We start from the raw sequence: 10921 nt of genomic DNA on the forward strand, positions 1-10921 counted from the left end.
TCTACCCTGGATATGTGTCGGACCTGTTCTCCGACACTGGTTTTCGCGGAGTTTGATTCATGATCACATGAATGGAATGGGGTGCGCGAACAATGACCGATCCTGTCGTCACTGTCACCGACGAGACTCTTCACGATATCGAGGTCAACGGCATCTGGGCAGGCGGGCTGACCTTCAGCCCGGCCGTGCTCAGCGTGTCGCGGGCGCTGCTGGCCACGCTTCAGGGCGCCGCGGACGGAGTGCTGCCCGCGGAGCTGCAACAGGTGGTGAGCGGCGTAAAAGCCACCGCCACAATCGATTTCCCACGCTTCACCGCGCACGACGGGGTAAGCCTGTCCGGATTCACCATCGAGCTGAACACGCCGACCCCGAGTCCGCTGGTCGTGATGCCCGCCGGGTGGAGCCCCTACGGCTGGTTGCCGTTCCTCTGGACCTATCTCACCTTGGCCGCGGACGGCTACCACGTCGTGGCCTACACGCCGCGCGGTCTCGGCGATCCCGATCTGCCGTCCACGTCGGGAGGCTACATCGATGTCGGCGGCCCGGACGACTGGGCCGACGGTTCGACCGTGCTGGACTACGCGGAGGAGTTCGGGCCCAGCGCGATCGGCCTGCTCGGAGAGTCCTACGGGTCCGGGATCGGTCAGCTGGTCGCCGCGCACGATCCGGCGGACCGGGTGGCCGCGGTCGTGGCGCTGAGCACCTGGGGAAACCTGGCCACCAGCCTGTACGCCAACGGCACCCGGCATCTGGCCGCCATGCGGGGGCTCGTCGGCTTCACCGGCGGTACCCGGGAGGAGAAGTTCGACGCCGAAACGCGCCGGATCCTCGACGATTTCGAGCAGAACAGGAATATGGACGACGTCGTCGCCTGGGGTACGAAACGCTCCCCGGAGACGTACGTCGACATCACCAATGCGCGCGGTATCCCGACATTCATGTCGAACACCTGGCACGAAACCCTGTTCCCGGTCAACGAAGTGCTCGAGACGTTCAACCGGCTGACGGTGCCGAAACGCCTGAACATGTGGATCGGCGACCACGGCGCTCCCGAGGGCGCCGGCCTCGTCGGCGTGCCGACCGGTACAGCCTTCCCCGGCCTGCTGACGCCGATGCGGGAGGCGCGGGACTGGTTGAAGGTCCACCTGCGGGGCGGGCAGGCGGCCTATCCGGACGAGGTGAGCAATCAGATCATGTTCACCTATCGGACCCAACCCGTTTCCGGTGACAAGGACCGGATCACGGTGCCGGCTCGCCGGGAGCCCCGCAAGTCCTGGGCTGATGTGACCCTCAGAACCGAACGCCGATATCTCGGCGGCGGAACGGGGGACGGGGAACTCGGCTCGACACACAGCGCCGGGTGGACGCGCGACTTCCTGGCCGGCGGCCTCACCGCGGCCACGGCCGCGGACCCTGTGCTCCTGTCGACCGGGCAACAGGAGTGGTACGGCAACCCCAAGGCCTACCACCTCGACGAGTTCGAGCGGGACCGCCTGCTGATCTGGCTGACCGAACCGCTCGCCGACGGTCGCGGGCTGCGCGGCGTATCCAGGCTGCGACTGACCGTGCGCAGCACCGTGAACGAGGTCACCCTGGTGGCCTACCTGTTCGACGTGGGACCGGACAACGGCGCGCGCATCATCACCCACGAGCCGTACACCATCGCCGATCTCGCCCCCGGTGAGGATCGCACCATCGAATGGGCACTCCAGGCCGCGTGCTATGACGTCTCGGACGGGCACCGGCTCGCGCTGGTCGTCAACAGCCGTGACGCCCTCTACTCGTTCGTCCAGACCGACAGTCTCAGTACCACCACCATCAGCTCGCCCGCGGGCGCCGAGTCCTATCTCGACGTCGCCCTCGGCTGACTATCCGGGGTCACTCGGGTTCGGGTGGGTGGTCGACTGCCTTCCGAACCCGAGCCGCTCGCGGGCTCTGGCTCTCAGGTATCGGAAGCGGGTGGGCCGGTTGGCTCTCCGGGGTGAGGCGTGCGGGGGCCGGGGCTGCCTAGCATGAGGTCCGCCAAGCTGTTGGAGGACGAAATGCCTGGATATGCCCGCCTTTTCGGTGCTCTGTGCGCGGCGGCGGTGACGCTGAGCGCGTGTGCGACAGAAACCCGGGTCGATACCGCCGCACCACCCGGCTACAGCGATGCGCGCGACATCCTGCGGCGGCTGACCACCGCCGACGGAGCGCCGGGAGCGTTGCTCGGAATCGACGGGAGGCGCGGTCGCACGGTGCTGACCAGCGGCGTCGCGGATATCCGGACGCGCGCGCCGATGGCGGGTGACAGCCGGTTCCGCATCGGCAGTATGACCAAGACGTTCGTCGCCACCGTGGTGTTGCAACTCGTGGGTGAGGACAAGATCGTCCTCGATGCGCCGATCGAGACCTACCTGCCCGGCCTGATCAGGGGAAACGGCAACGACGGGCACGACATCACGGTGCGTCAGCTGCTCCAGCAGACCAGCGGCCTGCCCGACTACCTGGATTCCCTCGACCTCCGACAGGTACTGAAAACCCCTCTCACACACTACGATCCGACACAACTCGTACAACTCGCCCTCGCCCACCCGCGGCTGTACCCGCCCGGAACCGGCTGGAATTATTCCAACACCAACTACGTGCTGGCCGGGCTGCTCATCGAGAAGGTCACCGGCCACCCGTTCGGCGACGAGATCACCCGCCGCGTCATCCAACCGCTAGATCTACGCGACACCTCCGTCCCAGGCGACCGGACCACTATCCCCGGCCCCCACCCTCAGGGCTACAGCAAGCCGGACGACTCCCTGGTCGACCTCACCGACTTCAACCCGTCCATCGCGTACGCCTCCGGTGAAATAATCTCCAGCGCAACGGATATGAACCAGTTCCTCGCTGCCCTCCTCAACGGACGACTCCTCCACCCCACCGAACTACAGGCAATGACGACAACCCGCCCAACCGGCGACCCCTCCGGAAACGCCTACGGCCTAGGCCTGATAAGCACCCCATTGCCCTGCGGCGGCCTTTACTGGGGCCACGACGGAGACATCCCCGGATTCTCGACCGTCAGCGGCACCACCCCAGCCGGCCACACCGCCACGATAATGACCACCCTCGCCCCCGGCGGACCCGATGCCCAATCCAAGGACATGCGCACCGCCCTCGCCGCAGCCCTGTGCACCGCCCCAGCCGAACCCGCCCCCTGACAGCGCCGCCGCGTCGGAAGACCAAGTGTCGATCCTCTAGCCGCGCTCGCGGGCAGATCACCTTTCGGTGCGGTGACGCGGTCGTCGACGACCCAGCTTGCGGAAGACGCCTCGCCGAGAACGCTTCTGCGACGTGGCTTCTTCACGCGCCTGAGTGCGTGCGTCCGCGGATCGCGCCGCTTTGCGGTCGGCCCACGCTGCCACGGTGGCTTCAATGTCACGGGGCATGGTGATCAGCGGGGGCCCTGAGGGCAGTTGGTGGCGAGCGTGCAGCACCCGTTCGTTGAACTGGGCGATCTCGTGCCGAACGGCCTTCTCGTCCGATAGCTGATCGAGTTGATCGTCCAGGGCGGCGTCATCCTTACGCAACTGGATGGAGGGTGGCAGGAAGGCGAGCCCCTCACGTTTCATGAAGCTCTTGAAGGGGTCCAGTGCCGAAGGAGGTTGATCACCACGAGCGAAGAACTCGGTCTGAGTGATGGGCAAGGACGGGAAATTACGACCGTCTAGATGGTTCGGTACAGCGGCGGTTTGTAGCGATCGGATCGATGGCGCGCGAGCAAGCCGCGCAATGCCGATCCAGTCGTGAAATCAACTGCCTGTGCCAGTTCGGCTACTCGGCGAAAGGTCAGGTAGTCGATGCCGCGCCCGCGATCGGAACCTGGGCGATAGTCGACGGGCGCTGTCCCATGCGGACGGTTGTGGTAGAGCGCGGCTACGGCACCGGCGATATTGTCCCGCGGCCTGATAAATGAGCGGGTCATCATGGGTGGGGATATCGTATCGTTGGCTCGCTATTTCGAAATTTCGTGAAAGGTATGTATGCGCAGGGTTGTTCGTCTGGGAGTTATCGGTTTCGGCATTGTGGCTGGCGTTGCTATGGGGGCTTCGTCCGCTTGGGCGGGGCCGGATATGGTTGGGCCCCATCCCGGTTGCGATGACAACGGCTTCTGTGAGCCGGGGGCTCCGCGTCCCCACTTCCGGCAGGACGACGATCCGTTGGGGCCGACAATCAAGCTTTTTCAGGAATGTGTTCTGACAGGTTCGCAGAGTCCCGACCCGGGCGTATGGTGCCCGCCTTTCGGGCCGATGCCGCGTGGCGGTATTTGACCCGTCCGGAAATTGTGGGCCTCTCCGTGTGAGGCATTCAGGTGGTGAGAAGCGAAGGCCGCCCGCACGAGAGGGGTGTGTGCGGGCGGCCTCCGGTGTGGCCGAGAGGGTGTGGCCACGCTCAGGGGGTGGCGTCCGCTCCCCGGCGCAGGGCGGAGATCGCGTCGATGCGTGCGACCGCGTCGTCGACGATGCGATCGATGAGTTCCTCGACCGTGGGCAGATCCTCGATGATGCCGGTGACCTGCCCGGCCGCGAGCACACCCGCGTGCGTATTGCCCTCGACCAGTCCGGCCTTCAGCAGCATCGGGGTGTTGGCGGCCATGATGACCTGAGACCAGGTGAGGTCCTTGGTCTTTCGCATGGCCAGCCCGTCGCGCACGATGGTCGACCACTTCATGCCCGTCATGCCCTTGAACTTCAGCGCGTTGGAGACCGCCGCCGCCAGGCCACGCCACCGGCCCGAATGTTCCAGCCGCTCAACCAGATCCGTGTTAAGCACCCGGTGCGGCATACCGTCGACCCGCAGCGACACCACCGTGTCCTGCAGGCCGCGGTTCAGGTACTCCTGCTTCACCGCGTCCGGCACGGTGCTCTCGCGAGTGAGCAGGAACCGGGTGCCCATCGCGACACCCGCCGCACCGTAGGACAGGGCCGCCGCCAGACCGCGACCGTCGAAGAAACCACCCGCCGCCACCACGGGAATGTCGACGGCATCCAGCACCGACGGCAGCAGCAGCGTGGTCGCGACCGGCCCGGTGTGCCCGCCGCCCTCGCCGCCCTGCACGATCACGGCGTCGGCGCCCCAGGAGGCGACCTTCACCGCGTGCTTGGCCGCGCCGATCGACGGAATCACCACGACCCCGGCATCTTTCAGCCGCGCGATGAGTTCCTTCTTGGGCGCCAGCGCGAACGAGGCGACCCGCACACCCTCCCGGATCAGCAGTTCGATCCGCTCCGGCGCATCGGTCGCGTCGGCCCGGATGTTCACGCCGAACGGTTTGCCGGTGTGCTCCTTGGTCTTCGCGACCGCCGCCTCGAGCTCCTCGAACGTCATCGTCGCCGAGGCGAGAATGCCCAGCCCCCCGGCATTGGCGGTGGCGGCGACCAGGCGCGGCCCGGCGACCCACCCCATGCCGGTCTGCACGACCGGATGCTCGATGCCGACCAGCTCGGTGAGCGGGGTGGACAGGCGGCTCATCGCACTTCCTTGTCGCGAACGCCCTTGGGGTCCAGGACGGTACGGATGATCCGCAGCTCCTCCTCGGTGGGCCACCGCGTGACCTCCGCCGACTCCAGCCCGGCCACCTCGAAGGAGGTGTTCTCCGCGACCTCGTCCGCGCTCACCCCGGGATGCAGCGACAGCGCACGCAGCGTGTGCCCGGGCCCGCCGAAATCGAAGACGCCCAGATTGCTCACGACCCGATGCAGGTGGTGGAACCGGAAGGCCGGATTCTCCGGATCGATCTTGTCGTACCCGACGCCGCACACGATATCGACCTGATCGCAGAACACCCGCGTGCTGTGCCGCGGCACGAAGTAGCTGGTGGCGTGGTTGATCGTATTGCCGGGCGCGCCGCGCACACCGAACATCTGGCGCTTCGGCTGCTGCAAGGGTCCGAACGCCGACAGGTTCTGATTGCCGAACCGGTCGAGCTGATTGGCGCCCATGACGACGTGCCGCCGCCCGGAGGCCACCACGTCGAAGACCTTGCCGAACGGAATCCAGCCCTCCGCAGGGGCTTTCGCGCCGAGCGGCGGTGTCTCGGCGAGCAGGATCGCCTCGCCGTCGGAGATCAGCAGATCGGGTTCGAACGTCAGCCGGGCCAGCCGCGCCCCGATGATGGGGGTCGGTGACATCGGGCTGGCCATGATTTCCCCCGCACCACGGAAGATCTCGGCGCAGGCGACGGCGCACACCTCGGCGCGTGTGATGGTTTCGGTGTCTGTCATGGGTGGTCCTCGGCGCGGGTCGCGGTGGTGGTGTCGGTCATGGGCGTTCCTCGGCGAATTCGCGGACCGCCGCCTGATAGTTGTCCTCGGAGACGTCCAGGTACCGGGCCTTGAACGCCGCCCAGGTCTCGGGATCCCCGGCGGCCTCGACGTAATGCCGTTGGAAGCTTTCGTCCCGGCCGTAGCTGCCGGAGAAGGTGAAGTGCGCGCCGCCCGGGGCCTCGACGACACCGTCGACCATCATGCGGTTGAGGATGATCGCCTGCTGCGGAACGGCTTTCACCAGTTCCTCGGTCTCGACCACGCGGTCGACCGACAGGAAGCGGCGTTCGGCGGCCAGGCAGTACAGGTCGTCCATATAGGGGTCGACGCCCGTGTAGGCGGCGTTGCCGTGCTTGTCGGCCAGGTCGAGGTGGACGAACGCGGCGTCCAGCGTCAGCGCGGGCATGGCCACCAGGGTCTCGGTGCGCCCGTCGGCATCCTCGTACGGCGACCGCACCGTTCGCAGCTCGCCCTCCCAGAAGTTCAGCACGTCCGAGCCCAGACCGGCGCGGATCGGCAGGAACGGCAGCCGCGCGGCCGCGGCCTGCAACCCGCACTTCACCATGCCCTCGTCCATCTCGCGGACGGTCAGCTCGCCGCCGGTACGGGCCTTGGCGAACCACGGATCGTAGAACGGCGCCGAATCCAGCGAGACGAAGCCGTAGTACGCCTTGCGCACCTTGCCCGCCGAGCACAACAGGCCCAGATCCGGGCCGCCGTAGGAGACCACGGTCAGATCGGTGACATCCGATCGCAGCAGCGCCCGCACGAAGGCCAGCGGCTTGCGCCGCGACCCCCAGCCACCGAGGCCGATCGTCATACCGCTACGCAGCTGACCGACGGCCTCGTCGAGCGTCATCCGCTTGTCGCGCATCACTTCTCACCCCGCTGTGTCATGCGGGACACCCGCACCCGGTCGGCCCGACGCGCGGAGCTTCGCCAGTGTCGCATCATCGTGCCTCCTTGCGGGCAGCCAGATCCTCGTCGAACCGAGCCCTGATCTCGTCGGACACCCCGGCCAGGTTCAGCTCGAAGGTGAAGCCCTGCTCGTACCGGTAGCTGCGGTGCACATCCTGCACATCGATGCCGTTGAGGGCGCGCTTGGCGGCCCGGATGACCCGGCCGTCCTTGGTGGCGATGTTCTTGGCGACCTCCAGCGCCGCCGAATCCAGTTCCGCGCGCGGCACCACCTTGTGCACCGAGCCGAAGTGGTGCAGCTGTTGCGCGGTGACGGTGCTCGCGGTGTAGAACAGCGTGCGCATCATGTGCTGCGGCACCAGCCGCGCGAGATGCGTTGCCGCGCCGAGCGCCCCGCGCTCCACCTCGGGCAGCCCGAAGGTCGCGTCGTCGGAGGCGACGATGACGTCGGCATTGCCGACCAGCCCGATCCCGCCGCCCAGGCAGAATCCGTTCACCGCCGCGATCACCGGCACCTGGCACTCGTACACGGCCGAAAACGCTTCGTAGCAACCGTGATTGGCGTCGATCAGGGCCTGGTGCCCGGTATCGCGCTGGATCTCCTTGATATCCACGCCCGCGTTGAATCCGCGGCCCTCCGCCCGCAGCACGACCACCTTGGTCTCGGGATCGCGCCCGGCCGCGCGGACCGCGTCGGCCACGGCGAACCAGCCGGCCGTGGGCAGGGCGTTGACCGGCGGGTAGTCGATCGTGACGACCTCGACGCCCGAGGTCTCGGTGTGACGGTTGATCCCCATCGCATGTCCATTCGTTGGCAAAACAAGCAAGTGCTTGGTAGGTTATCACGGTGGCAATCGAAGTGGACCTCTCCGGAGCGGTCGTTCTGGTGACCGGCGGCGTGCGGGGCGTGGGGGCGGGCATCAGCCGGGTATTCCTCGACGCCGGGGCGACCGTCGTGACCTGCGCGCGACGCCCCGCGGACGCGCCGATCGAGAGCTCCGGCCGCCGCGCCGAGTTCCTGCCGTGCGATGTGCGCGACGGCGATGCCGTGCGCGAGCTGGTCGAGACCGTCGCCGAACGCCACGGCCGGCTGGATCATGTGGTCAACAACGCCGGCGGCGCACCCTTCGCACTGGCCGCCACGGCCAGCCCCAACTATCACTCGAAGATCGTGCAGCTGAATCTGCTTGCGCCCCTGTTGGTTTCGCAGGCCGCCAATGCGGTGATGCAGGAACAGCCGGGCGGCGGATCGGTGGTGATGGTCTCCAGCGTGAGCGGCCACCGGCCCTCGCCGGGCACCGCCGCCTACGGCGCGGCCAAGGCCGGGGTGGACAGCCTGGTCTCCTCGCTCGCGATCGAATGGGCGCCCAAGGTCCGGGTCAACTCGGTGATCGTCGGCATGGTGCGCACGGAATCCAGCCACCTGCACTACGGGGACGAAGCCGGTATCGCTGCGGTCGAGGAGACGATTCCGCTGCGGCGCATGGCGACGCCCGAGGACATCGGCCGGGTGGCGGCCTTCCTCGCCTCCCCGCTCGCCGCGTACGTCAGCGGTACCGCGCTGCTGGCGCACGGCGGTGGCGAGCGCCCCGCGTTCCTGGCGGCCGCGACCGCCAACGAGGCCGCGAAGCAGGCGCGGTAACGACCACGAAACGCAGTACAGCACAAGGGAAACGAGAGCGGAGAACATGGCGGACAACGAGCGGATCTGCGCCGGGCGCACTGTCATCGTGACCGGGGCGGGCGGCGGCATCGGCCGGGCACACGCGCTGGCCTTCGCCGCCGCGGGCGCCAACGTGGTGGTCAACGATCTGGGCGCCGAACTCGACGGCAGCCGGCGGGCCGATTCCCCGGCCGCGCGGGTGGCCGAGGAGATCATGGACCTCGGCGGCAAGGCGGTCGTGAACGGTGACGACGTCGCCGACTGGGCGGGCGCCAAGCGGCTGATCGACCAGGCGGTGGAGACCTTCGGCGGCCTCGACGTGCTGGTCAACAATGCCGGCATCGTCCGCGACCGGATGCTGGTCAACCTGTCGGAGGACGAGTGGGACGCGGTCGTCCGCGTACACCTCAAGGGTCACTTCGCCACCATGCGTCACGCCGCCGCCTACTGGCGCGGGGAGTCCAAGGCCGGTAAGCAGGTCGACGCCCGCATCATCAACACCAGTTCCGGCGCGGGCCTGCAGGGCAGCGTCGGCCAGGGCAACTACGGCGCCGCCAAGGCCGGTATCGCCGGTCTGACCATCACCGCGGCCGCCGAGTTCGGGCGCTACGGCGTCACCGTGAACGCCATCGCGCCCAGCGCCCGCACCCGCATGACCGAGACGGTCTTCGCGGACATGATGGCCAAACCGGACGACGGCTTCGACGCGATGGCCCCCGAGAACATCTCCCCGCTGGTGGTCTGGCTGGGCAGCCCCGATTCGGCGGGCGTGACCGGGCGGATGTTCGAGGTCGAGGGCGGTAAGGTGGCGCTGGCCGACGGCTGGCGGCACGGCACGCCGGTGGATCGCGGCGCCCGCTGGACGCCCGCGGAGCTGGGCCCCGCGGTGCGCGAGCTGATTGCCAAGGCGACGCCTCCGGAGCCGGTGTACGGCGCCTGATCGTCCACCCGATTCGACACGACACGGCCGAACAGCGCGACGCGCCGCAGCCTTCCCGCGGTATCGATCCGGCGTTCGGTCCGTGTCGAATCACATTGTGCGCGTAGCGAGGTTCCGGCTACCCGATCGGCACGGCGGGCGCGGCGCCCGCCGCCACCGGATCGTCGCCCACGCGTCCGTCGTCAGCGCTGTCGGCAATGCGAGTGCCCCTGAGCTGGTGGGACAGGTCACACCATCCCGCTGCGCGAGCAAACACTCGGCAGTTATGATGATCGGCATCCGTTGTATTCCCGGATGTGGACGCGACCGGGGTTGAAGATCTGCGCTGAACGATGAGGGGAAGGCAAGCGCATGACCGTAGGTCGCATAGCGCGTGTAGTGGCAGTGGCCGGGGTAGTCGCCGGCTGCGGTCTTCTCGGCCCTCTAGCCGCCCAGGCCCAGCCTCAGCAGCCCACCTCACCGTCCGGCTCCGGTAGTCCGGACGGCTCCGACGGCACCCCCCTCCGCATCCCCGGTCGATCCTCGAATCCGGTCCCGCAGCAGACTCAGCAGCAAGGCCAAGTCACGCAGGGCCAGGCCCCGCAGGGCGAGGCCGCGCAGGGGCAAGTGACACAGGGCCAGCTCACATGGCCGGGCCTCACCCAGCAGAATCAGGCCACGCAGGGCCAGGGCTCGTCCGGAACGGACGCTTCCGCGCCGGTCCAGGACACCGCGGCCACCCCTGTCGGACTGCTCGACCTGGCCTCCATCCTCGGCACGGGTTCGGCCAGCGTCCTCGGCGTCGGATCCGCCGCCGCGGCGACCGGGTCCGCGGCGCTCGGAGCCACCGGCTCGGCCGCGGTCGGCTCCGCGGGCGCCGGGGCGGGCTCCGCGGTTCTCGGCACCGGCTCCGCCGCGGGCACCACCGGCTCGGCCGCCGCAGGTTCCGCCGCGGCCGGCACGGGTTCGGCGCTGGCCGGCACCGGCTCCGTCGTCGGCCCGACCGTCGCGGGGACGGGATCGGCCGCCGGTGCGGCAGTGCTCGGTACGGGTTCCGCCGCCGGGGCCGCCTTGCTGGGCACCGGCTCCGCCACCGGTTCGGCGCTCGCCGCGCTCTTCGGAACC

The 10921-nt window shown here is 68.3% G+C and carries 10 protein-coding genes and 1 pseudogene; 5 read left to right on the top strand and 6 right to left on the bottom strand.

Features of this window, described 5'->3' with window-relative positions:
* Positions 1-92: 92 nt before the first annotated feature.
* Entirely contained in the window at positions 93-1868 is a 1776-nt protein-coding gene (locus tag ON41_RS03925; protein WP_040745163.1) for a CocE/NonD family hydrolase, read from the top strand.
* Positions 1869-2042: 174 nt separating this feature from the next.
* On the top strand, positions 2043-3191 hold the full coding sequence (locus ON41_RS03930; protein ID WP_040745214.1) for a serine hydrolase domain-containing protein: 1149 nt from the start codon (positions 2043-2045) through the stop codon (positions 3189-3191).
* Positions 3192-3248: 57 nt separating this feature from the next.
* Here ON41_RS03930 and ON41_RS39985 read toward each other — a convergent pair whose 3' ends face one another.
* From ON41_RS39985 to ON41_RS03950, 6 genes are all read right to left on the bottom strand, one after another.
* Positions 3249-3677 (bottom strand): hypothetical protein, encoded by a 429-nt coding sequence (locus tag ON41_RS39985; RefSeq protein ID WP_246460930.1) that lies wholly within the window; start codon positions 3675-3677, stop codon positions 3249-3251.
* 20 nt (positions 3678-3697) lie between these two features.
* Positions 3698-3958 carry a hypothetical protein gene (locus ON41_RS41325; protein ID WP_157185343.1) on the bottom strand — a complete coding sequence of 87 codons (261 nt, stop codon included), beginning with the start codon at positions 3956-3958 and terminating at the stop codon, positions 3698-3700.
* Between the two features lie 464 nt (positions 3959-4422).
* Positions 4423-5502, bottom strand: coding sequence for an NAD(P)H-dependent flavin oxidoreductase (locus tag ON41_RS03935; protein WP_040745164.1), 1080 nt, complete (start codon positions 5500-5502; stop codon positions 4423-4425).
* Positions 5499-6254, bottom strand: coding sequence for a CoA-transferase subunit beta (locus tag ON41_RS03940; protein ID WP_040745165.1), 756 nt, complete (start codon positions 6252-6254; stop codon positions 5499-5501). The genes ON41_RS03935 and ON41_RS03940 overlap by 4 nt, the downstream gene beginning before the upstream one ends.
* Before the next feature lie 37 nt (positions 6255-6291).
* Complete coding sequence (locus ON41_RS03945) at positions 6292-7170, bottom strand: CoA transferase subunit A (protein ID WP_040745217.1); 879 nt, start codon at positions 7168-7170, stop codon at positions 6292-6294.
* Positions 7171-7246: 76 nt separating this feature from the next.
* Positions 7247-8011, bottom strand: a complete 765-nt coding sequence (locus ON41_RS03950) for an enoyl-CoA hydratase family protein (RefSeq protein ID WP_040745166.1) — start codon at positions 8009-8011, stop codon at positions 7247-7249.
* A 50-nt stretch (positions 8012-8061) separates the two neighbouring features.
* Here ON41_RS03950 and ON41_RS03955 point away from each other — a divergent pair, with 50 nt between their 5' ends.
* From ON41_RS03955 to ON41_RS38765, 3 genes and pseudogenes are all read left to right on the top strand, one after another.
* Positions 8062-8856: an SDR family oxidoreductase gene (locus tag ON41_RS03955; protein ID WP_373281313.1), complete on the top strand. Its 795-nt coding sequence runs from the start codon at positions 8062-8064 to the stop codon at positions 8854-8856.
* Positions 8857-8902: 46 nt separating this feature from the next.
* A complete protein-coding gene (locus ON41_RS03960; protein ID WP_040745167.1) occupies positions 8903-9817 on the top strand; it encodes an SDR family oxidoreductase in 915 nt (304 codons plus the stop codon).
* 606 nt (positions 9818-10423) lie between these two features.
* A pseudogene (locus tag ON41_RS38765) lies at positions 10424-10921 on the top strand (hypothetical protein); the annotation flags it as partial.

It is taken from the genome of Nocardia transvalensis NBRC 15921 (assembly GCF_000308875.1).
Classification (GTDB): Bacteria; Actinomycetota; Actinomycetes; order Mycobacteriales; family Mycobacteriaceae; genus Nocardia; species Nocardia transvalensis.